We start from the raw sequence: 21,003 nt of genomic DNA, 5'->3' as shown, positions 1-21,003 counted from the left end.
CGTTCTGTTTCGGGGGCGGTACCGTAGCGTTCTGTTTCGGGGGCGGTACCGTAGCGTTCTGTTTCGGGGGCGGTACCGTGGCGTTCCCGACTGTCTCCGTGCCGTTCACCGCTGACGGCGTCCCGTTCTCGACGGGTACGGTCGTCACGGCGAACGCGCTTCCGTTTGACCCGCTTACTTCCTTCAGTTCCTCCGGCGTCTCGAACGTCGTCGGCACGTCGACGCTCGCCGAGAGGACCGCGACCGTGGCCCCGCCGGTGAACGCGACGCCCCACACCAACACGGCGAGCGCGAGGAGCGCGACGAACCCGTGATTTGCCGCCATCAGTCCCCCTCTCCGGCGGCGTCAGGACGTGCGGTCGGCGTCTGTACCGGTGCCGACTCGTCTGGTTCCACGCGCTCTTCGTCTGTCGCGACGGCTGCCGAGTCCGTCTCGTCGCCGTCCCGTTCGCTCTCGGAGACCTCGCCGGCGACGGCCGTTTCCGACGCGTCTCTCTCCGGCTCCGCCGCGGCGCTCTGCCCGCTCCGGTCGAGCACGCCGCTCGCCGGCACCCACATCGCGAGCGCCCCACACAGGAGCGTCGCGGTCGCTACTGCCGCCGCAATCGCGACGGCGCTCCGGAGTTCGAACGCGACGTACACCGCGTACGGGGCGAAGACGACGAGTACCGCCGCCGCGCCGCCGACCGCGTCGACCGAGACGCCGCCGGAAGCCCCCGCGGCGTCCGTCGCGGGGGCGAGCTCGGACTCGGTTGCGAACTCGAACTGCGCCGTCTCGGCGTCCCCTCGGTCCGGATCGTCGGTCGCGGTGGCTGGCGACTTCGACTCGTCGCGACCGCGGACGATCGACCAGACCTCCGTGACCGCGAGCAGTCCGAAGGGGAGCAGCACCAGCGCCACGAACCCGACCCGCGTGCCCGCGAACTGGATCACGTACCCGATGTACGGAATCGTCAGCGTCACGACGCCGACGAGGTTCCCGGCCGGGACGAGCCCCGGATCCGGTCCCTCGTTGGCGTCGCCCATCGTCTCGAACGCGAGCGCGCTCGCCTCGTCGACCACGTCGATCACGCGATGCGTCACCGGCACGTCGCTCGTGCCGCGGACGAACGTGATCACGTCGCCCTCGGCGATCGCGGCCGGGTCGCGCTCGGCGATGATAACTACGTCGCCCGGCGCGATGGCGGGCGTCATGCTCGCCGTGAGCACGACGAAGCTCTCGTCGGCGCCGACGACCTCCGGGGCGGCGTACACCGCGAACGGCGCGACGAGCGCGATCAGCAGGACGATCCCGAGTACGTTCGCCGCGCGCTTCGTCCGTGGTGATGTGAGTAGTTGTGTCATCAGTTCGCCTCCGTGCCGTCGTCTCCGCCGCCGTCGCTTCGACCGTCGCCGCCGGCGTTCGCGGATTTGCCGTCGTGCTTCCCGGGCGTTCCGTTCTCTTTTCGGCCGTTTCTGCCGCCGTCGCCGTTTCCACCGCCGTTACCGGTCCCGCTACTGTCGCCGCCTTCCTCTTCGCCGTCACCGGTGCGGTCGTCGCCGCCTTCCTCTTCGCCGTTACCGTCGCCGGCGCAGACGCTGATCGTGACGTTGCTGACCCCGTATCGCTTGTCGTTTCCGGGGTTCAGCGGCGCGAACACGATCTCACCTGTCTCCGGAGACGCCGGGTCGATCTCGACGGACTCGGGGGTCCGGTCCGGTCCGCCCTTGACCGCCACGGAACACATGTTCGGCCCCGGATTTCCGTCGGCGTCCCGAAGCCGGAACGCGACGCCGACGACCTCGCCGTCGTCCTTCGTCTCGACCTCGGTGATCTCGATCTCGTACGATCCCGCGTCCTCGAGCCGGAGCACGTCGCCCGGCCCGGTCGACCCGCCGAAGTTCGTCTTGCCGAACTCGACGCACTCGGGGCAGTCCAACTCCGTCTCATCGCAGACGACATCTGCGAACGGGTTCGCCCCCGGCGCGTTCGCCTCGGCCTCCGAGACGTGGCGACACTGCTCGGCGTACAGCCGGAACGTCAGGTCGGTCGTCTCACCGCCCACGTCTGGCGAATCAGCCGGCAGGTAGGGAGCCACCTCGACGACGATCGAACCGCCGTCGGGGCCGGCGGCGAGGCAGCCGTCGTCGATTCGCGCCCCGGTCGCGAGCAGGCGCTCGACCTCGGCGAGGGGCCGGTAGCCGCCCGTCAGCGACGCGCCGTCGACGACGACCTCGACTTCGAGCGCGTCCCCGAGCGGGTCGTCGTCGTCGGGGCAGCGCGTCGCGAGCCACACCCGCACGGGGTTCGCTGACGCACCGATCTCGAACCGCTCAGGGTCGGGACGGCCGTCGAACGTCGTCCGGTCGACCGCGAACGGACCGACGGTGACGGTCCCGTCCGTGAGCTCGTCGTTTACGGTCACCCCGACCTCGCCGGCGCCGAAGGCGTTGTTCGCGAACGTCTCCCGGTCCGCGAGGTACGCGCCCGTGCCGAGGCCGCTCGCCATCCCGACCGCGCCGACGCCGCCGATCCCGGCGAGCAGCCGGCGGCGGCTCAGTCCGCTCGGGCGCCGTCCCCGGTCGCTTCCGGGAGTCATGCGCCGCCTCCGGCCGTGTCGCCTCCCGTCGCGGGGTTCGTCTCGAAGGGGTTCCCCTCGGAACCGCACTCGTCGGCGACGAACTGTACGAGGAAGTCCACCGCGCCGCCCTGTCCGGCGTTGCCGCCCTCGCCAGTAAACTCCCACTCGAAGGTCAGACAGCGCTGCTCACCGGGTCCGAGGCAGCCGTCGCCGAGCAACCCCGGACGCAGCTCGACGCCGTCCGCGAGCGCGGACCCGTCGATGTCCGCGAGCGTCCCGTCGGCGATCGGCGTCCCGACGCTCGCGAACTCGCCATCTGCGCCGCCGCAGCCGCCGATCCCGAAGATCCCGGTGTCCTGTCGGACCGTGAGCGAGATGCGCTCCGCGAGCGCTGCGCTCGCGGCGTCGGGGTCGTCGAGCCCGGGGTCGATCTTCAGCCACACGCGGGCGGTGCTCTCGGGGTCTTCCAGTCGGAGGCCGACGCTCGCCGTGCCGTAGTCGTGCGGCAGTACGTTGTCGACGTCGACGAGCCGGATCCCGGCCGCTCCGACGTCGTCGACCGCGCCGACCGGGCTCGCATCGACGGCCGTCCCGTTCTCCGTGCGCCGCCACCCGACGAGCAGATTCACCGGCGCGTCCGTCTGGGCGTACGTGTAGTCCGTGTACTCGTCCCAGTTGTCCGTCCCCGTCCGCCGTCCGGAGGCGGCCCCGAGGGTCGCGAAGCCGACGGCTCCGACGCCTGCGAGTGCCTCCCGCCGCGTAAGTCCTGATTCCTTCTGTGTCATTGTGTGTCGTCGCGGCTCCGAACGGCCGTGTCGTCGATGTGATCTCTCGTCTCTGCCCTCTCTACCGTCGCCGTAGTCGTATGTATACGCGTCATACCTGACCGGTCCGGTGACCGTACCCGGCGGTACGGGCGTCGCACCCCATCGCAGTCGCCGGATCGGCCCCGCCGTCGATCGGCTTCGACCGTCACGTCGCGATGGGTCCGAAACCCCCGATCAGGCCGACACCGACGGCCCGGCGCCGTCGTTATGGCGCGCCTGTTCGGTGTAGAAGCCCAGATCGAAGGCGAGCGTGTCGCCCTGGATCTCGTTGCCCACTTCGAGGGGCAGCTCCCACTCGAGCGCGACGCAGTGCATCACGCCGTCGCCGCGGAACGCCTCGCGGTCCGGGTCGTCCGCCGGGTCGTTACGCTCGTCGTACGGCGTCGACCGGTTCCCGTCGAGCGGAACGCCGTTCCCGTCGGCGAGCGCCGCGAGGACGTTTCCGAGCGAGTCGTCCATGATGACCTTCTCCTGTGCGGTCTGTGCCGCGAGGTTGCCGAACACCGTCGGGATGTTGAGCGGATCGCTGACGTCGTTAAAGAACGCCGGGTCGCCGCCCGAGCCGCCGGCCGCGCCGGCCATCGCCTGGAGCGTGCTCGCGCTGCCGTCGACGTTGATCGTGTACACGTTCGTTGCGGGATTCGGCGACGCCGCGCGGGCGTCGGCCGCCGCGCCGGTCGGCGATGAGAACGACGTGCTGCCGTCCCCGTTGAACGACTCGCCGTCGGATAGGACGATGTTCCGGTACTCGACGCCGCTACGTCCGTTCGCGTCGAGCTCGGCCTGCGCGTCGTCGACGCCCTCGCCGATGTAGGTGCCCGTCGCGATACCGTTCGCGTTCGCGAACGGATCGGGGTCGCCGTCGCCGTCGCCCGGCGTCGAGGGGCTGGGACCGGTCACCACGTCCGCGAGCTTCTGCCGGAGATCCGTCAGCTGCGCGTCCACCACGGAGAGGTCGCTCGTCAGGCCCTGGAGGACGCCCGTCCGCGGGACGGAGTCGTCGCTCCCCTCGCCGTCGAAGTACGCGACGCCGACCTGAACGTCGGACCCCTGCGACTGGAGGTAGCTGACGAACTGGCGGGTGCCGAGCTCGACGAGGTCGATCTTCGTCGTCTCGGCGTAGGTGGTCCCGCCGACCGTGACGTCGTCCTCGCTGACGAGGCCGCCGTACTGCTCGTACAGCATCGAGCCCGAGAAGTCGAGCGTCAGCATGATGTCGACCGGCTCCGCGCCGTCGTACACGTTGTCGCAGTCCTCGTCGTACCAGAGCCGCGCCTCGATGGCGTCGCCGAGGTCGCCGAGGTTGTCCGGGTCGACGATCTGCTCCGGCTCGGTGGCGGTGCCGCCGTCACCGTTGACGTCGCTCGCCTGCATCCAGATGTAGCCGGGGTTGTCACAGAGGTGGAGCGAGAAGGTGATCTCGCCGGAGTCCCCGGGCTTCACGTCGGTGAGGCGGACCAGCGTCTCCATCTCCTCGCCCGTGACCGGGTCCGTGCCGAAGTCCGCCTCCTCCAGCGGCGGGATGGTTTCGCAGTCCAGCACCCGGAGGTTCGCCCCGTTGCTGTCCGGGTCGTCCTCGTCCGGGAAGTCGCTGTACGTGAACACCTCGCCGTCGATCTCGATCGACTGCTCGCCGTCGCCGTCGTGGTCCGGGTGGGCGCTGACGAACTGATTCCCCTCGCCGAAGTCGTACGTCTGCTGCCAGTCGACGAGGAGGTCGAGCTGGCCCGCGGTGAGGGTGTTCCCGTCGAACGACTCGGTATCGTTGAAGTACGCCGTGGTGCCGAGGCCCGCGCCCGCGGAGGCCACGCCCACCGCGCCGAGGCCGGCCAGCACCGTTCGCCGCGACAGTCCGATCGTGTCGATGTCGTCGTTGTCTGTCATGAGTGTAATTCCCCGAAGGGAGTCCCACCGACGGGGTCGAACCGTCGCCCCGGCCGCCCGCGCGGGTCCGGAATGGGTAATGGTCGGTCGGACGGGCGCCGTCGCGCCCGCCGCGTTACGCGCCGATCAGACGTTGATGACCCCCGACGCGTCGGTGACGTTGTCGATGGCCGCGCGGCCGTCGTTCGAGCTGTTCGGCGACGCGACGCCCTCTCCACCGTCGCTGGCGAAGACCTCGCTGAGGACGAACTGGGTCGGGACGCTCGACAGCGCCGGCAGGCCGCTCGTCCAGTCGATGACGAACGTGTAGGTCAGCTGGTCGGCGCTCTCGAGAGCCACGAAGCCGGGAACGTCCTCCGCGGCGGTGTCGGTGCGGTTGTTGTTCCCGCCAGTGCCGATGTTGCGCCGGATGTACCCGCCGTCGCCGCTCGCGCCGCTCGTGCTGTTCGCGATGCCTCCGGACCGGGCGCCGGAGCTCGCGCTACCGTAGCCGAACCGGAAGTCGTCGTTCGGGCTCTCGCCGAGCCCGTCGGTGTCGACGTCGAAGTTGGCCTCGACGACGTAGGCGTTCGGGTTGCTCGGCCACTCGCCGAGCCCGGAGTTCCCGCCGCCGTACACGTCGCCGTCCAGCTCCACCTGTACGACCGTGGTCGGGCCGCTGCTCACCCGCGCGGTGATCCAGCTCCCCGTCGCGTCGCCCTGCCCGTCGCCGTCGCGGTCGACGCCCGGACCGGGGTCGGTGGTCACGACGGTGTCGAACTCGACGCAGGGGTTGTGCGCCCCGTCGTTGTGGCGAGCCTGGACCGCGTAGAACTCGAAGTCGAACATGACCGAGTCCGTCTGGATCTCGTTCTCGACGCTCGTCGGCACCTCCCATGTGAAGCAGACGCACTGTTCGTCGACGTTCGGTTCGCCGTCGGTGAACGCCTCGGTGACGCCATCGAAGGTGGGGCGATCCGCGAGCGGCGCGTTCGCGTCACCGTCGCTGGACAGCGGGACGCCGGCTTGGAGCGCGAGCATGACTTCCGCCAGCGACCCGGAGACGATCTCGTCGCCGATGACGTTGCCGCCGTCGCCGTCGGGCGTACAGTACGAGACGGTGACCTCCATCGCGTCCGCGAGGTCTCCCGTGTCCGGGGTCTCGTCGTCGTCCATCTCGGGCTCCGTCATTCCGTTCTCGTCGTTCGCGGTCAGCTCACCGCACATCCACATGTACGCGGGGTTGTCGACGATCGAGAAGCAGAACTCGCCCTCGCCGGAGTCGCCGGGCTTCAGGTCGGAGACCTGGATGCTGAGGGGCTCGCCCTCGATCTGCTGGCCCTCGATCCCGACGACGTTCCCGTCGACGTAGGTGCCGGGCTCCGTGGAGTACTGCGCGTAGCTGCCCTGGTCCTCTGAGTAGTCGACGTGGACAAACAGGTCGAGCGAGCCGGCCGTCAGCTCGTTGTTCGCGAACGTCTCCGTGTCGTTGAAGTACGCCGTGGTGCCGAGGCCCGCGCCCGCCGAGGCCACGCCGACCGCACCGAGTCCGACCAGCATCTTGCGCCGCGATAGTCCGATTTTGTCGTCGTTCATTGTGTATCATCCCCGAAGGGAACTCCCGGCGGCGGTCGCGAACCGCCGCGTCGGCCGCCCGAAGGCGCCGAGCCGGGAACCGGACGTGTCTCGTCGTCCGGGGCCGCGTCGCTCCGAGGAGCTAGTTCTGACCGCTCACGTTGCCGGTGCCGTTGGGTGCGGGACCGGGGCTGGTGCTGTTCACGTCGGTCCCGTTGAACGCCACCTGAGGATTGTCGTTGTGCCGCGACTGCTCGGCGTAGACGGCGAGATCGAAGCTCACGGAGTCGGTCTGGATCTCGTTGCCGACCTCCGCCGGGAGCGTCCACTCGAAACCGATACACTGGGTGGTCGCGCCGGGGTACGGCTGCCGACCCTCCTCCTGGCGGTCGCCGTCGAGCGCCTCGCCGTCGGCCAGCTCCGCGAAGACCTCGCTCATCGTGCCCGAGAGGATCTTCTGTTCGCCCGCGAGGACGATCTGGGCGATCTCGGCGTAGACGGTGTCGAGGTCGGACGGGTCGGGCGCGACGAAAGCGTCGTCGGGAGAGCTGGCGACGCTCTCCAACAGACCGGTGTCTGCGTTCCCGAGCGCGATGGTGAAGATGCGGATCCCGTTGTTCTTGGCGTCGTTCGCGGCGTCGGTCGCGGCGGTGTCGTCAGACTGCCCGTCGCTCAACAGGATCATCACCTTCGACGCGCCCGGCGTGGCGATGGTGCCGTTGAGGAGTTCGTCCTCGCCCTCGATGATACCGGCGGCGATCGAGGTGCCGCCGCCCGCTGTGTAGTTGTTGATCGCGTTCTGAACGGCTTGGTAGTTGGTCGTCAGCTCCTGGTCGGTCGACGCGCCGGAATTGAACGAGATCGCAGCGGCCTCGTCGGGCGACGAGAGGTTGCCGACGAAGCTGGTCGCGGCCGTCTTCAGCGCCGAGAGCGGTGCACCGCCCATCGAACCGGAGACGTCGCTGACTAAGGCGACTTCCAGCTCCTGCTGCTGGCCCGTGCCCGTGGGCTCGTACACGTTGTCGCAGTCCTCGTCGTACCAGACGCAGACCTCGATGGCGTCCGCGAGCTCGCCGATCCCGTCGGTTTCTTCGCCCTCGTCTTCCAGTTCGGGCTCGGACTGACCGTTCTCCGCGTTCTCGGTCAGCTCGCCCGCGAGGTAGAGGAACGCGGGGTTGTCACAGATGTGGATGCTGATCGTGACCTCGCCGGAGTCGCCGGGCTTCACGTCGTCGAGCGTGAACACCGGGATCCCGTCGCCGTTGACGAGGTACTGATCCGCCTCGGGCGAACAGAAGTCGAAGCCGTCCTCCTCCATGACGAGGTCTTCCCACGCCTGCATGTCCGCGGGGCTCGGGGTCTGGTCGAGCAGGTAGCGCCCCTCGCCGAGGTCCTCGGCGTCCGGGTAGCCCATCGACTGGACGTCTTCGAGACGCCCGGGACCGCCGAGGTACGTCGACTTGTAGTCCAGCTTCAGGTCCAGCTCGCCCGCGGTGAGCGTGTTGCCCTCGAACGACTCGGTGTCGTTGAAGTACGCCGTGGTACCGAGTCCCGCGCCCGCGGACGCGACGCCGACCGCGCCGAGGCCCGCGAGCACCTTGCGCCGCGAGAGTCCGATTGTGTCGTTTGTGTCTTGGCTCATGGTTTCTCCCCCGACTCGCTCCCCGTCCGCGATGGGCTGACCGAATCGGTTACTTTCCCCTCCGAGGGACACCCACCTAGTTACGCGTTCCCACGTCACCGTCGAACGGACGATTCCAGCAGGCAGAACGTCTCACGGAACCGGTCAACGGTCTCGTTCGACGGACGGTTCGGTGGTCCTACCGGGAGCGATCTCGCCCGCAGGCGTTCCGTACTGTCGCCACCGAACCCGGTACGAGAACCGTACTCGACGTGTCGGATCCGACAAGCTGCTCGTACCCTCTTCCCTCGATCGGCCGCTTCCCCGGGTAGCGAGCCCATACATATGACTCCGTCCGACGCAGTGGGTGACAGAACTCGGGCGCCGCCGAGCGCGGCCGCCCGGAGCCCACTCCATGAAACTCCGAAACGACGTGTTACCGGCCGAACAGGTGTACGCGATCCTCGCGAACGAACGCCGTCGCCGCGCGATCGAACAGCTCGGCGCCGTCGGCGGGACGGTCTCGGTCAACGAGCTGTCGACGCTCGTCGCGGGCCGCGAGACGGGCGAGACGCCCCCGCCGAAGCGCTGTCGCGAGAGCGTGTACACGTCGCTCGTCCAGACGCACCTGCCGAAGCTGGCGGACGCGGGCGTGATAGCGTACGACCGCGAGACGCAGACCATCGAGCTCTCTCGCCGCGCGCGCGACGTGCGACTCTACACGGAGGTCCTCGCGCCCGGCGGCGCGACGTGGTCGGAACTCTACCGCGGGCTCGCCGTGGGCTCGCTGCTCGTCGTTCTCGCGGCGCTCCTCGACGTTCCGCTCGTGTCGGCCGTCGACCCGGTCCTCTGGACCAGCCTCGGTCTCGGCGTCTTCGCCGCCGCCAGCGCGGTCCAGCTGTGGGTCAACCGCTTCTCGGTGCTGCGGCAGCTTCGGCTCCGGTGACTGGGCTTGAAAAACTGACTCCTTCTCCGTCGTACTCCGCTCTCCTATCCGAACTCTCGGCCTCCCCTACTCGGCGGCGGCCGCGACCGACTCCGGCAGCCGCAGCTCGAACAGCCGCGCGTCGCAGCCGGCGCATCGTCCGGCGACCACGTCGTAGCTCGAACAGCAGGACTCGACGACGCGCTCTTCCAGCCCGACTTCGCCGGCGCAGCTCGGGCACTCATCGACGAACAGCCTGAGCGCGCCGAGCACCGCGCTGCGGTCCGCGAGCGCCAGCGTCGTCCAGTCGTCGCGGGTCGCCGTCAGCACGCGGTCGGCCGCGACGTCCGCCCGGAACACCGCGCGCGACTCCCAGTGGCCGATCTTCTCGTCGCCCGCGTACGCGAGCCCGACGCCCTCGTACCAGTCGATCGCCAGCTCATCGGTGTCGATCCCGGTGAGCGTCGCGAGCGCCGCCACGTCGTCGCGGTCGCTTCGGTCCCCGTCGCCGCCAGCGTCCCTCGGCTTGCCCGTCGCCGCCGCCCGCCACGCCGCGGCGAAGTCGGGCGCGAACGCGAAGTCGTCGCCGGCGGGCGTCTCGACGAGGATGTCGGCGTCAAGCAGGTACGTCTCCGGATCGATCTCACCCGACTGATGGGCGGCTATCTCCCTTGAACCGGGCGTTTTCCCGAACAGCGCGAGGACCCGCTCCGGGAGGTATCGCTTCGTGAGTTCGGGCGTCCCCGGGACGAGGTAGCCGCGGAGCCAGATCGCCGCGAGCGCGGCGCCGAACCCGGCCGCGCCGAGGAGCGGCGCGCCGACCGCGGCCACCGCTGCCCCCCCGACCGTCGCGATCCCGACGTTGACCGCGGTACAGGGTAGACAGCGGTTCGCGCCGGTGTACTCGGGCCGTCGGAGTCGGTCGACGGCGGCGCGTGCGGGTCGTCGGAGGCGATCGGCGGCCGCGTTTCGTGACGCGTTCATACCGGTTCGGACGGCGCGTGCCGACCTATGTATGCGCCGCCTACCGCCGCGTGCGTCGCCTCCCGCCGCGAACCTGTTTCGGCGATCGATAGTTACGGAAAACGACAACAGCGGACGAGAATCGCGATTCGACGGACCTACTATCTCAAGAATCCTCATTCGCTCGGTTCTCAAAGCGTTTCCGTGTACTTCGCGCGTCGATACACGCCGCGATCTACCGCCGACTCATTAATAGAAAATTATATGTTGTGTCTAATCAATATGCTCTCAACCCACATGGGCGAGCCATGACATCACAACTCATCGGATCGGAGGTGCCCTCGCCCGCCGATGAGGACGGTCCGTCGCGCGACGAGGTGTTCACGGCGCTGAGCAACGCGCGGCGGCGGAACGTGATCGAGTACCTGAACACCAACGGCAGCGAGGCGCGCGTCCGCGACATCGCGGAGCAGCTGGCGGCGTGGGAGAACGGCGTCGAGATCCCCGAAGTGACGTACAAGCAGCGCAAGCGAGTGTACACGGCGCTTCACCAGTCGCACCTCCCGAAGCTGGCCGCCAGCGGCTTCATCGACTACGAGTCCGACCGGGGGTTGGTCTCGCTCACCGAGGAGAGCCGGCAGCTGGAGGTGTACCTGGAGATCGTCTCGGACAACGAGATCCTCTGGAGCGAGTACTACGTCGGGCTCGCGGTCGTGTGCGGGCTGCTGGCGACGGCGGCGTGGGTCGGCACCGTCCCGTTCGGCGCGGTCTCGGGGTACGCGTACGCGGTCCTGTTCGCGCTCGTGTTCGCTGTCTCCGGGCTCTTCCACCGGTCGTCGACGAAGCGGAACCGACTGGGCTGACGACGCATCGGCGCCCCTCCCCGCCCGAACTCACCGCGCGGACACCCGCAGGGTTTTAGCCGCGCACGGCGGGAGTACGGACATATGGCAACGGGGATCGTCGGGGAGTTCCTCGATCTCAAGGCGGAGACGGACGCGGACGTCCTCGCGATGCAGTGCGGCGACTTCTACGAGTTCTTCGCGGACGACGCCGAGCTGGTGGCCGACGAGCTCGACCTCTCGATCTCGCAGAAGTCCTCTCACGGCTCGTCGTACCCGATGGCCGGCGTGCCGCTCTCGGAGCTGACGCCGTACGTGAACGCCCTGGTCGAACGCGGCTACCGGGTCGCGGTCGCGGACCAGTACGAGACGGACGGGGGCGACCACGCCCGCGAGATCGTCCGAGTCGTCACTCCCGGGACCGTCCTCGAAACGAGCGACGACGACGCGCGCTACCTCGCGGCCGTGGTGCGGGACGAAGCGGCCGATTCCGACGCCGACGGCCCTTACGGGCTCGCGCTCGCCGACGTCACCACCGGCCGCTTCCTCGCCACGACGGTCGACGACGGGAGCGACCTGCGGGCCGAGCTCTACCGCTTCGACCCGGCGGAGGTCCTCCCGGGCCCCCGGGTCCGAAACGACGACGGCCTGCTCGGGGCGGTCCGCGAGGACCTCTCGGGACGCGTGACCGCGTTCGACGCGGAGGCGTTCGCGACCGGGCGCGCGCGACACGCGGTTCGCGAGCAGTTCGGCCGGGAGACGACCGACAGCGTCGGGCTCGACTCGGAGCTCGCGGTCCGGGCCGCGGGCGCGGTCCTCTCGTACGTCGAGGAGACCGGCGCGGGGGTGCTGGCCTCGATGACCCGCCTCACCGCGTACGGCGCCGACGACCGGGTCGACGTGGACGCGACCACGCAGCGCAACCTCGAGATCACCGAGACGATGCGGGGCGACGCCGACGGCTCGCTGTTCGACACCGTCGACCACACCGTCACGGCCGCCGGCGGGCGGCTGCTCCGCGAGTGGCTCACCCGCCCCCGCCGGGACCGCGAGACGCTCACGGCCCGACTCGACGCGGTCGAGGCGCTGGCGTCCGCGGCGCTCGCGCGCGATCGGATCCGCGAGGTGCTCGACGACGCGTACGACCTCGAACGGCTCGCGTCGCGCACGACGAGCGGGAGCGCGGGCGCGCGAGAACTCCTCTCGGTCCGCGACACGCTGGCGCTGCTCCCGGACCTCGCCGACGCGGTGGCGGGGACCCCCCTCGACGACTCGCCCGCGGCCGCCGTCCTCGACCGCGTCGACCGCGAGCGCGCGGCCGACCTGCGCGAGGAGCTCGCCGAGGCGCTCGCGGAGGACCCGCCGAAGGCGAAGACCGGCGGCGGGCTGCTGAAGGAGGGGTACGACGAGGAGCTCGACGAGCTGATCGGTCGCCACGAGTCGGTAAAATCGTGGCTCGACGGCCTCGCGGAGCGCGAGAAGCGGCGACACGGGCTCAGCCACGTCACCGTCGACCGCAACAAGACGGACGGCTACTACATCCAGGTCGGGAAGTCGGTGGCGGACCGGGTGCCCGAGGGGTACCGCGAGATCAAGACGCTGAAGAACTCGAAGCGGTTCGTCACCGACGAGCTGGCCGAGAAGGAGCGGGAGGTCCTCCGCCTGGAGGAGGCCCGCGGCGAGCTGGAGTACGAGCTGTTCGAGGCGCTCCGCGAGCGCGTCGCCGAGCGCGCGGAACTGCTCCAGGACGCTGGCCGGGCGATCGCGGAACTCGACGCGCTCGCCTCGCTCGCGACCCACGCGGCCCGCCGAGACTGGTCGCGCCCGGAGCTGACGGAGGAGCGCCGGCTCGACGTCGAGGCCGGGCGCCACCCGGTCGTCGAGGGGACGACCGACTTCGTCCCGAACGACCTCCGGCTCGACGCCGAGCGCGGCTTCCTGATCGTCACCGGGCCGAACATGAGCGGGAAGTCGACGTACATGCGGCAGGCCGCGCTGATCCAGCTGCTCGCGCAGGCCGGCTCGTTCGTCCCCGCCCGCGCGGCCGAGGTGGGGCTCGTCGACGGCATCTACACCCGCGTCGGCGCGCTCGACGAACTGGCGCAGGGGCGCTCGACGTTCATGGTCGAGATGCAGGAGCTGTCGAACATCCTTCACTCCGCCACCGAGGACTCGCTGGTCATCCTCGACGAGGTCGGCCGCGGGACCGCCACCTACGACGGTATCTCCATCGCGTGGGCCGCGACGGAGTACCTCCACAACGAGGTCCGGGCGCGTACCCTCTTCGCCACCCACTACCACGAGCTGACGACGCTCGCGGACCACCTCCCCCGCGTCGCGAACGTCCACGTCGCCGTCGACGAGCGCGACGGCGAGGTGACGTTCCTCCGCACCGTCCGCGACGGGCCGACGAACCGGTCGTACGGCGTCCACGTCGCCGATCTCGCGGGCGTGCCCGACCCCGTCGTCTCCCGCGCGGACGAGGTCCTCGACCGGCTCCGCGAGGAGAAGGCGATCGAGGCCCGCGGCTCGCGAAGCGTGGGAGACGGCGACGGCGCCGGCTCGGGCGCCGGCGAGGTTCCGGGCGGCGGCGCGGGGGACACGCAGCAGGTCGTGTTCGACCTCTCGTCGGGGTCGTTCGCGGGCGGGGACGGCGACGAGGGGGCGGCAGGCACTGGCGGCTCGGCCTCCGAGGGGAGTCGAAACGGAGCGGAGAGCGGGTCGATGGCGGCCGGTTCCGGCGAGCGCGCGGAGACCGCAGAGACCGCGGCGCCCGCCGCCGCCGACCGGCTCGACCCCGAGACCCGCGCCGTGATCGAGGAACTGAGCGACGTCGACATCGCGGAGACTTCGCCGGTGGAGCTGCTCTCGCGGGTCCAAGAGTGGCAGGAGCGGCTGGACTGACCGCGCTGCGAGACGGACGCACGGGCGCGTCTGACGTAAGAACTAATGTCCGACCACGTCGTGTGGTGTGTATGGGCATCATGAGCAAGATCCTCGGCGGGAGCGGGAATCGTTCCGTCGACGACTACGTCGAGCTCGACACGGACGACTTCGCCGACGCGCACGCGGAGACGGGCACACAGGTACACTTCGCGGAGATCGCCGACCAGAGCGACGTCATCCCGATCAAAGACGCCGTCTACGACGGCGACTTCGTCATCGCTGACATCACCCGTCACTCCACGTCGGACCGGACGATAGAACGCGTCTACGACGAGCTTCGACAGGTGGTCGAGGAGGTCGACGGCGACATCGTCCAGAAGGGCGACGACCAGATCATCGTCACGCCGACCGGCGTCAAGGTCTCGCGACAGAAACTGTAGCCGCCGCGTTCCGGCGGTCTCGCTCCGTATATCCTTCCGTGATCCCGATTTACGCCCCGAATCCGGGCGTACGCGGTCGAACCGTGTCATATATGCCGTTCTCTCGCCCACGTAGAGTCGAATGGACGAGCCGGTCCTGCTGACGGGCGCCGGCGGACGGGTGGGGCAGGCCATCCTCCGCGGCATCGGCGGCGACTACCAGTGGCGGCTCCTCGACCGCGAGCCGCTCCCGGCCGCGAAGGTTCCCGCCGGCGTCACCGACGCGGACCGATACGTCGCGGACATCACCGACGAGCGCGCCGTCCGCGAGGCGGTCGCCGACGTCGGCGCGGTGATCCACCTCGCCGGCGACCCCCGGAAGACGGCGCCGTGGGACTCCGTCCTCCGGAACAACATCGACGGCACGCAGGTCGTGATGCGCGCCGCCGCCGAGGCCGGCGTCGAGAAGTTCGCGTTCGCCTCCTCGAACCACGCCGTCGGCGGTTACGAGACCGAAGAGCGCACGCCGGACCTGTACCGCCCCGACGACGACTACCGGCTCGACGGCAGCGAACTCCCCCGCCCCGGCAACCTCTACGGCGTCTCGAAGGCGGCCGGCGAGTCGCTCGGACGCTTCTACCACGACGAGTTCGGGATGAGCGTCGTCTGCGTCCGGATCGGCAACCTCACCAGGGACCACCCGCCCCGCGAGTACGAGCGCGGCCAGGCGATGTGGCTCTCGCACCGCGACTGCGCGCACCTGTTCGACCGCTGTCTCCGGGCCGACTACGGCTACGAGGTCGTGTACGGCATCTCGGACAACGACCGCCGCTACTACTCCATCGAGCGCGCCCGCGAGGCGCTCGGCTACGACCCCGCCGACAACTCCGCCGACTACACCTTCGAGGGCAAACCCAAGTCCGACCGCGACACCGAGACGAACGGCGGTCGCTACGGCGAGGACTCGTTCGCGTCGGACGCCGATCGGCCCGCCCCGGAGTCGCCCGCCGAACCCAACTTCCCCGCCGACCCGGACGACGCCTGATCGGCCCCACGCTCAGAACAGCCCGTCGACGTCGCGCCGCTTCCGCGCCTCGCGTTCGACGTGATCGCCCAGCCGCGCGGCCACCTGCGGTCGCGCGTCCGGCGTCCGAAGGTACGCGAACAGCAGTTCGGCGAACTCGGTCCGTCCCGTCCCGCGCTCCTCGCGAGCGAACTCCGCCGCGGTCGCGAGCACCTGCGGATCGCCCGGTTCGCCCGCCCTCGCGAGCGCCGGCGCCGCGACCCCGGCCGCGGCGAGCGACAGCCGGCCGAACGCCGGCGTCTCGTCGTCGACCCGGATCCGCGGCGCACTCCCCGCGTCCGCGTCCGTCGAGGCCGCGGCGAGTTTCTCGGCCCACTCTCGGACGGAGGCCAACGCGACTCCCCGGGAGTCGGAGACGCCCGTCAGCGCGGCGACGGCGTCCGCCGCGCGCTCGGCGGCGCCCGAGTCGTCGCCGTCGGCCGCGCGGTGCGTCGCCGTCGCGGCCGCGGCCAGCCCCCGGCGCAGTCGCTCGACGTCGGCGGCGTCGCGGTCGCCGTCGCGCTCGGCGTCGCCGTCGTCGTCTGGCGGTCGCCCCCCCGAACCCCAGGCGCCGCTCGCCGCGAGGAAGCGCCCCTCGTTGAACAGCGCGGCGCCGGCGGTGATCGCGACTGACGCGGACGGCACGTCGCGCTCGTCTCGGTCCGAACCGGAGTCGCGGTCGGTCACGCCTCGCGGTCGGCGGCGACGAGTGATAAATGGCGAGTTCCGCGACTCCGCGAAGCGGAGCGAAACGTCAGCGGCGGGGCGGAGGGCGAAACGTCAGCGGCGGGGCGGAGGCGGTGCTCGCCCGCGGCGGGCCGATCAGGCCTTCCCGACGGCGCCGTCGTCGTCCGGTAGCCGGACGGTTCGATCGACCGCCCTCGGGTACCGGCGGTGAAGCGCCGCGCCCGCGACGGCACCGCAGAGGGTCGCCAGCGCGACCGCCGCCGCGGTCGGGAACGAGAGGGCGGCGACCGTCAGCACCGGTAGCGCCGCGAAGGCGACCAGCGCGCCCGGCGACGGGAGGGGATCGGACGGGTGGGGGTTCGCGTACGGATCGGGGTGGACTGTGCGTCTGGAGGGGGATCGGTCTGCTGTCATCGTCTGGTAGTGAGTCGTGGCGCGAGGCGTTCGCCTCGCGCTTCGAGCGGATTCGGTCGTCGAAAACGGTACGAGTGGGGCCGTCGCGTCGAGAGAGGGGAGGCGCGCTCGCTTCGGCGGCGAGTCGGCCGCCCCCGCGTCGAGGTCACGCGGCGACGGTGCCGAGGAGAGCGGCGACCGGCCCGCGGACCCGTCTCCGGACGCTCCAGCGGGGGGCGAACGTCGGAATGGGGTCGCGGACGGTCATGGATTCGACCCGGTGGCGGGGGACCGACCGGGCGTACGTTCACCGAACGACGGAACCGAGTTAATAGTTCCTCGTGTGTGTGGACCAATACCGCGGTCGAAGGGCCGCCGTTTCCGGGTGCTCCACCGTCCGCGGCCCCGTCGGTCGCTCCCCGCTCCGCTCGCCGTTTGGTGCCTCGAAAAACGTCCTGACGGAGTCCGACGCGAGCGGAGCGAGCGTCGGGCAAGTCAGGACCGAACGCGGCGGCTCCCGAGCGAAGCGAGGCAGCCGCAAAGTGAGCGTCCTGACGGAGATTTGAACTCCGGTCCCTGGCTCCGCAAGCCAAGAGGATAGTCCACTACCCTACCAGGACTCATCTCAACGTATCGCGGTGGAACATAAGACGGTTACGGTCCGGCGGTCGCGTGCCTGCGGTCCGCACGCACTCCCGACGCGGATGAACACCTTTTGTATCGGAGGGCCCCATGAACGCCTATGAGACGCCTTCGAGCCGCGACCGGGACCCGAGTCCGTCGCCTCACCGACCGGGCGGGCTCCGGCGCGACCCCCCGACAACGGCAACGCTTATCCGCGAACTCACCGACCACGGAGGTACGCGTATGGGAGCCATAGAGGAGGTGTACGAGGACCTCGACACCGACGTCGAGTTCGAGGAGTTCGAGGCCGCCGTCGAGGACAAGGTCGAGCAGATGGGCGGGCTCGCGGACGAGGAGACCGCAGCGATGCTCATCGCGCACGAGCTTCGCGACGAGGAGGCAGACACCATCGCCGACATCGAACCGGGGATGAACGAGGTGAAGTTCCTCGGCAAGGTGACCGCGATCGGCGAGGTCCGAACGTTCGAGCGCGACGACGAGGAGGCCGACGAGGGCCGGGTGTGTAACGTCGACGTCGCCGACGCCTCCGGCTCGGTCCGGGTCGCACTCTGGGACGACATGGCCGCGGCCGCGGAGGGCGAACTCGAGGTCGGACAGGTGCTCCGGGTCATGGGTCGACCGAAGGAGGGGTACAGCGGCCTCGAAGTGAGCGCGGACAAGGTCGAGCCGGACGAGGACGCCGAAGTCGACGTGCAGGTGCTCGACACCTACCGCGTCGAGGACCTGACGCTCGGCGCGTCCGACGTGGACCTCGTCGGACAGGTGCTCGACACGGACTCGATCCGGACGTTCGACCGCGACGACGGCAGCGAGGGGCGCGTGGCGAACCTCACCGTCGGCGACGAGACGGGCCGCGTGCGCGTCACGCTCTGGGACGACAAGGCCGACCTCGCCGACGAGTTCGAGCCCGGCGAGGTGGTCGAGGTCGGTGACGGCTACGTCCGCGAGCGCGACGGCGACTTAGAGCTCCACGTCGGAGACCGCGGCACGGTCGAGCGCGTCGACGAGGACGTCGAGTACGTTCCGGAGACGACCGACATCGCCGACCTGGAGATCGGCGAGACCGTCGACATCGGCGGCGGCGTCATCGAGACGGACCCGGTGCGCACCTTCGACCGAGACGACGGCAGCGAGGGACAGGTCAGAAACGTCCGGATCAGAGATGAGACGGGCGAGATACGCGTCGCGCTGTGGGGCGACAAGGCCGACCGCGAGATCGACCTGGCCGACCGCGTCGTCTTCACCGACGTCGAGATCCAGGACGGCTGGCAGGACGACCTTGAGGCGTCTGCGAACTGGCGTTCGACCGTCTCCGTCCTCGACGGCGAGAGCGACGCGGCGGCCGGCGCAGCGAGCGGGGCGTCGGGGTCCCGTACGGAGGGGAGCGGTGACGCCGCCGACCCCGACGCGAGCGAGACCGGCCTCGGAGCCTTCGCGGAGGACGGGCAGAAGGCGGCCGCCGAGGCCGTCGCCGGCGAGACGACCGGAGACGACGGGGGCGGTGCGACCGGCGGTGCCGCGGCCGCGACGACGGAGCCGTCGACCGAGGACGTCGAGTTCACCGGCACGGTCGTCCAGACGGGCGATCCGGTCGTGCTCGACGACGGCCAGCAGACGCGGACCGTCGAGACCGACGCGAGCCTCCGGCTCGGCGAGGAGGTAACCGTTCGCGGCCCGGAGCGCGACGGCACCATCGACGCCGACGACGTCTTCTGACGCGGGTCTCTCCCGTCCCGATCCGCCCACGGACCCGGCCGCGATGCGGCTAACGGAAAGCGTTATACGATACACGGACGCGACTGTGTGTATGAGTGTCGAGTTGCCGTTCGCGCCGGTCGACGGGATCATCCGGCGGAACGCGGGGGAACTCCGCGTCAGCGCGGACGCCGCCGAGGAGCTCGCGCGACGGATCCAATCGCACGGCGCGGAGCTAGCCATCGACGCGGCCGAGCAGGCGACCGCGGACGGCCGGAAGACGCTGATGGCCGCGGACTTCGGCGTCGAGCAGGTCGTCAGCCGGGAGGACCTCACGCTACCGGTCGCGCCGATCGACCGGATCGCCCGACTCCGGATCGACGACCGGTATCGCGTCGGCGTCGACGCGCGCGTCGCGCTGGCCGACATCCTGGAAGACTACGCCGACAACGTCGCGAGCGCGGCCGCGACGCTGGCCCGACACGCGGACCGGCGAACGGTACAGGCCGAGGACATCGAGACGTACTTCGCCCTCTTCGAGTAGATGCGGTTCGGCTACAGCGAGCGGTGCCTCGACCACGACACCGGCGAACGACACCCGGAGAACCCGGACCGACTCCGCGCGATCCGCCGCGGCCTCGCGAAGCGGCACGGCGTCGAGTACGCCGAGGCGGACCCCGCCGAGAAGGCGGCGGTCACGGCGGTCCACGACCCCGACTACGTCGACGAACTCGAGTCGTTCGTGGCGGACGGCGGCGGCAGTTGGGACCCCGACACCGTCGCGAGCGAGGGGACCTGGGACGCGGCGCTCACCTCGGCCGGCCTCGCCCAGTGGGCGGCCCGCGAGGCGCTCGACGGGTCGACCGGCCGGCAGACGCCGTTCGCTATCGGTCGTCCGCCGGGCCACCACGCCGTCACCGACGACGCGATGGGGTTCTGCTTTTTCAACAACGCCGCGGTCGCGGCCCAGACCGCCCTCGACGAGGGGCTCGCTGACCGCGTCGCGATCTTCGACTGGGACGTTCACCACGGCAACGGTACGCAGGACATCTTCTACGACCGCGGCGATGTCTTCTACGCCTCGATCCACGAGGACGGGCTCTACCCGGACACGGGCGCCCTCGACGAGACCGGCGAGGGAGACGGCGAGGGGGCGACCGCGAACCTCCCGCTGGCGGCCGGCGCCGGCGACGCCGACTACCTGTACGCCGTCGACGAGGGGATCGCGCCCGCGGTCGACCGGTTCGACCCCGACCTGCTGATCGTCTCGGCGGGCTTCGACGCGCACCGCCACGACCCCATCTCGCGGATGCGCGTCTCCTCGGAGGGGTACGCGCTGCTGACCGATCGGATCCGGACGCTCGCGGACGATGTCGGCGCCGCCGACGCGTACGTCCTCGAGGGTGGCTACGGCCTCGACACGCTCGCCGAAGGGGTCTCGATGGTCCACGAGACGTACGACGGCCGGACCCCCGTCGACACCGACGAGGAGCCGGACGAGAAGACGGAAACGCTCGTCGACGACCTCCGGTCGGAGCTGGGCCTGTAGTCCGAGCTCCTGACCGGTCGCTGGCGCTCCTCGTTCGGTGTTGCGGCAGCGAGAGACGCCCGGAGCGGGATTTGAACCCGGAGGACTTCGCTCACTGCGTTCGCTCGTCCTCAGATTCAAATCCCTCCGTCTGGGTCCGTCGACGCCGGACTCGATCGTCGCTGGCGCCCCTCGCTCGGAGTCGACAGGAACGCCCGGAGCGGGATTTGAACCCCGGTCGTGCCGCTCGTTTCACTCGCTTCACTCCCCAGTTCAAATCCCTTCTACGGTTTCTGCTGTCGCGGTACTCGCTCGTCGCTGCCGCTCCTCGCTCGTTATTGCGACAGCAGAAACGCCCGGAGCGGGATTTGAACCCGCGTCACGACCGTGACAGGGTCGTATGATGGGCCACTACACCATCCGGGCAAACAGGCGACAGCGCCCCGAAACCGGGGACGCCCGGAGCGGGATTTGAACCCGCGTCACGACCGTGACAGGGTCGTATGATGG

At 70.1% G+C, this 21,003-nt stretch carries 17 protein-coding genes, 2 tRNA genes and 1 pseudogene; 8 read left to right on the top strand and 12 right to left on the bottom strand.

The window, feature by feature from the left end; all coding sequences use genetic code 11:
* From EXE42_RS20210 to EXE42_RS11085, 7 genes and pseudogenes are all read right to left on the bottom strand, one after another.
* Window positions 1-325: pseudogene (locus tag EXE42_RS20210) on the bottom strand (hypothetical protein); the annotation flags it as partial.
* Window positions 325-1,344 (bottom strand): signal peptidase I, encoded by a 1,020-nt coding sequence (locus tag EXE42_RS11110; protein ID WP_137693678.1) that lies wholly within the window; start codon window positions 1,342-1,344, stop codon window positions 325-327. The gene EXE42_RS11110 and the pseudogene EXE42_RS20210, both read right to left, overlap by 1 nt.
* Window positions 1,344-2,579 carry a hypothetical protein gene (locus EXE42_RS11105; protein WP_137706527.1) on the bottom strand — a complete coding sequence of 412 codons (1,236 nt, stop codon included), beginning with the start codon at window positions 2,577-2,579 and terminating at the stop codon, window positions 1,344-1,346. The genes EXE42_RS11110 and EXE42_RS11105 overlap by 1 nt, the downstream gene beginning before the upstream one ends.
* Entirely contained in the window at window positions 2,576-3,346 is a 771-nt protein-coding gene (locus tag EXE42_RS11100) for a hypothetical protein (protein WP_137706526.1), read from the bottom strand. Before EXE42_RS11100 ends, EXE42_RS11105 begins: the two co-directional genes overlap by 4 nt.
* A gap of 216 nt (window positions 3,347-3,562) precedes the next feature.
* A complete protein-coding gene (locus tag EXE42_RS11095) occupies window positions 3,563-5,272 on the bottom strand; it encodes a SipW-dependent-type signal peptide-containing protein (RefSeq protein ID WP_092920563.1) in 1,710 nt (569 codons plus the stop codon).
* A gap of 126 nt (window positions 5,273-5,398) precedes the next feature.
* The gene (locus EXE42_RS11090; RefSeq protein WP_092920564.1) at window positions 5,399-6,847 is read right to left on the bottom strand and encodes a SipW-dependent-type signal peptide-containing protein; all 1,449 of its coding nucleotides are present in this window, start codon (window positions 6,845-6,847) and stop codon (window positions 5,399-5,401) included.
* 121 nt (window positions 6,848-6,968) lie between these two features.
* Window positions 6,969-8,468, bottom strand: coding sequence for a VWA domain-containing protein (locus EXE42_RS11085; protein ID WP_137706525.1), 1,500 nt, complete (start codon window positions 8,466-8,468; stop codon window positions 6,969-6,971).
* Window positions 8,469-8,862: 394 nt separating this feature from the next.
* Between EXE42_RS11085 and EXE42_RS11080 the strand changes: the two genes are divergently transcribed.
* Entirely contained in the window at window positions 8,863-9,393 is a 531-nt protein-coding gene (locus tag EXE42_RS11080; RefSeq protein ID WP_137706524.1) for a hypothetical protein, read from the top strand.
* 66 nt (window positions 9,394-9,459) lie between these two features.
* Here the strand turns inward: EXE42_RS11080 and EXE42_RS11075 are convergent, their stop codons facing one another.
* Window positions 9,460-10,356, bottom strand: a complete 897-nt coding sequence (locus tag EXE42_RS11075; RefSeq protein ID WP_137706523.1) for a hypothetical protein — start codon at window positions 10,354-10,356, stop codon at window positions 9,460-9,462.
* A gap of 287 nt (window positions 10,357-10,643) precedes the next feature.
* Between EXE42_RS11075 and EXE42_RS11070 the strand changes: the two genes are divergently transcribed.
* The 4 genes from EXE42_RS11070 (at window position 10,644) to azf (ending at window position 15,527) form a co-directional block, all read left to right on the top strand.
* Entirely contained in the window at window positions 10,644-11,198 is a 555-nt protein-coding gene (locus EXE42_RS11070) for a hypothetical protein (RefSeq protein WP_092920568.1), read from the top strand.
* 84 nt (window positions 11,199-11,282) lie between these two features.
* Entirely contained in the window at window positions 11,283-14,081 is a 2,799-nt protein-coding gene (gene mutS, locus EXE42_RS11065; RefSeq protein WP_137706522.1) for a DNA mismatch repair protein MutS, read from the top strand.
* 71 nt (window positions 14,082-14,152) lie between these two features.
* Entirely contained in the window at window positions 14,153-14,503 is a 351-nt protein-coding gene (gene sepF, locus EXE42_RS11060) for a cell division protein SepF (protein WP_092920570.1), read from the top strand.
* A gap of 121 nt (window positions 14,504-14,624) precedes the next feature.
* Window positions 14,625-15,527 carry an NAD-dependent glucose-6-phosphate dehydrogenase Azf gene (azf, locus tag EXE42_RS11055; protein ID WP_092920571.1) on the top strand — a complete coding sequence of 301 codons (903 nt, stop codon included), beginning with the start codon at window positions 14,625-14,627 and terminating at the stop codon, window positions 15,525-15,527.
* A 12-nt stretch (window positions 15,528-15,539) separates the two neighbouring features.
* On the opposite strand, the gene EXE42_RS11050 is transcribed toward azf, so the two are convergent.
* The 3 genes from EXE42_RS11050 to EXE42_RS11040 form a co-directional block, all read right to left on the bottom strand.
* The gene (locus EXE42_RS11050) at window positions 15,540-16,232 is read right to left on the bottom strand and encodes a hypothetical protein (protein WP_137693687.1); all 693 of its coding nucleotides are present in this window, start codon (window positions 16,230-16,232) and stop codon (window positions 15,540-15,542) included.
* A 135-nt stretch (window positions 16,233-16,367) separates the two neighbouring features.
* Window positions 16,368-16,646, bottom strand: a complete 279-nt coding sequence (locus tag EXE42_RS11045; protein WP_241988372.1) for a hypothetical protein — start codon at window positions 16,644-16,646, stop codon at window positions 16,368-16,370.
* A gap of 526 nt (window positions 16,647-17,172) precedes the next feature.
* Window positions 17,173-17,245: transfer RNA gene (locus tag EXE42_RS11040), tRNA-Arg, on the bottom strand.
* A gap of 247 nt (window positions 17,246-17,492) precedes the next feature.
* Here EXE42_RS11040 and EXE42_RS11035 point away from each other — a divergent pair.
* The 3 genes from EXE42_RS11035 to EXE42_RS11025 all read left to right on the top strand — a co-directional run bounded on the left by EXE42_RS11035 (window position 17,493) and on the right by EXE42_RS11025 (window position 20,514).
* On the top strand, window positions 17,493-18,986 hold the full coding sequence (locus EXE42_RS11035) for a single-stranded DNA binding protein (RefSeq protein WP_137706521.1): 1,494 nt from the start codon (window positions 17,493-17,495) through the stop codon (window positions 18,984-18,986).
* A 91-nt stretch (window positions 18,987-19,077) separates the two neighbouring features.
* Entirely contained in the window at window positions 19,078-19,509 is a 432-nt protein-coding gene (locus EXE42_RS11030) for a histone family protein (protein WP_092920574.1), read from the top strand.
* Complete coding sequence (locus tag EXE42_RS11025; protein ID WP_137693688.1) at window positions 19,510-20,514, top strand: histone deacetylase; 1,005 nt, start codon at window positions 19,510-19,512, stop codon at window positions 20,512-20,514. It abuts the gene before it with no gap.
* Window positions 20,515-20,846: 332 nt separating this feature from the next.
* On the opposite strand, the gene EXE42_RS11020 is transcribed toward EXE42_RS11025, so the two are convergent.
* Window positions 20,847-20,919: transfer RNA gene (locus EXE42_RS11020), tRNA-Asp, on the bottom strand.
* Window positions 20,920-21,003: the final 84 nt, after the last annotated feature.

This window comes from Halorubrum sp. SP3, assembly GCF_005435195.1.
GTDB classification, from domain to species: domain Archaea; phylum Halobacteriota; class Halobacteria; order Halobacteriales; family Haloferacaceae; genus Halorubrum; species Halorubrum sodomense.
This window is presented reverse-complemented; position numbering and strand designations above follow the sequence as displayed.

What these genes read in the sequence shown, in the direction of transcription:
- EXE42_RS11110 (WP_137693678.1), bottom strand. Translation starts at nt 1,344, where the DNA reads ATGACACAACTACTCACATCACCACGGACGAAGCGCGCGGCGAACGTA.
- EXE42_RS11105 (WP_137706527.1), bottom strand. Translation starts at nt 2,579, where the DNA reads ATGACTCCCGGAAGCGACCGGGGACGGCGCCCGAGCGGACTGAGCCGC.
- EXE42_RS11100 (WP_137706526.1), bottom strand. Translation starts at nt 3,346, where the DNA reads ATGACACAGAAGGAATCAGGACTTACGCGGCGGGAGGCACTCGCAGGC.
- EXE42_RS11095 (WP_092920563.1), bottom strand. Translation starts at nt 5,272, where the DNA reads ATGACAGACAACGACGACATCGACACGATCGGACTGTCGCGGCGAACG.
- EXE42_RS11090 (WP_092920564.1), bottom strand. Translation starts at nt 6,847, where the DNA reads ATGAACGACGACAAAATCGGACTATCGCGGCGCAAGATGCTGGTCGGA.
- EXE42_RS11085 (WP_137706525.1), bottom strand. Translation starts at nt 8,468, where the DNA reads ATGAGCCAAGACACAAACGACACAATCGGACTCTCGCGGCGCAAGGTG.
- EXE42_RS11080 (WP_137706524.1), top strand. Translation starts at nt 8,863, where the DNA reads ATGAAACTCCGAAACGACGTGTTACCGGCCGAACAGGTGTACGCGATC.
- EXE42_RS11075 (WP_137706523.1), bottom strand. Translation starts at nt 10,356, where the DNA reads ATGAACGCGTCACGAAACGCGGCCGCCGATCGCCTCCGACGACCCGCA.
- EXE42_RS11070 (WP_092920568.1), top strand. Translation starts at nt 10,644, where the DNA reads ATGACATCACAACTCATCGGATCGGAGGTGCCCTCGCCCGCCGATGAG.
- mutS (WP_137706522.1), top strand. Translation starts at nt 11,283, where the DNA reads ATGGCAACGGGGATCGTCGGGGAGTTCCTCGATCTCAAGGCGGAGACG.
- sepF (WP_092920570.1), top strand. Translation starts at nt 14,153, where the DNA reads ATGGGCATCATGAGCAAGATCCTCGGCGGGAGCGGGAATCGTTCCGTC.
- azf (WP_092920571.1), top strand. Translation starts at nt 14,625, where the DNA reads ATGGACGAGCCGGTCCTGCTGACGGGCGCCGGCGGACGGGTGGGGCAG.
- EXE42_RS11045 (WP_241988372.1), bottom strand. Translation starts at nt 16,646, where the DNA reads ATGACAGCAGACCGATCCCCCTCCAGACGCACAGTCCACCCCGATCCG.
- EXE42_RS11035 (WP_137706521.1), top strand. Translation starts at nt 17,493, where the DNA reads ATGGGAGCCATAGAGGAGGTGTACGAGGACCTCGACACCGACGTCGAG.
- EXE42_RS11030 (WP_092920574.1), top strand. Translation starts at nt 19,078, where the DNA reads ATGAGTGTCGAGTTGCCGTTCGCGCCGGTCGACGGGATCATCCGGCGG.
- EXE42_RS11025 (WP_137693688.1), top strand. Translation starts at nt 19,510, where the DNA reads ATGCGGTTCGGCTACAGCGAGCGGTGCCTCGACCACGACACCGGCGAA.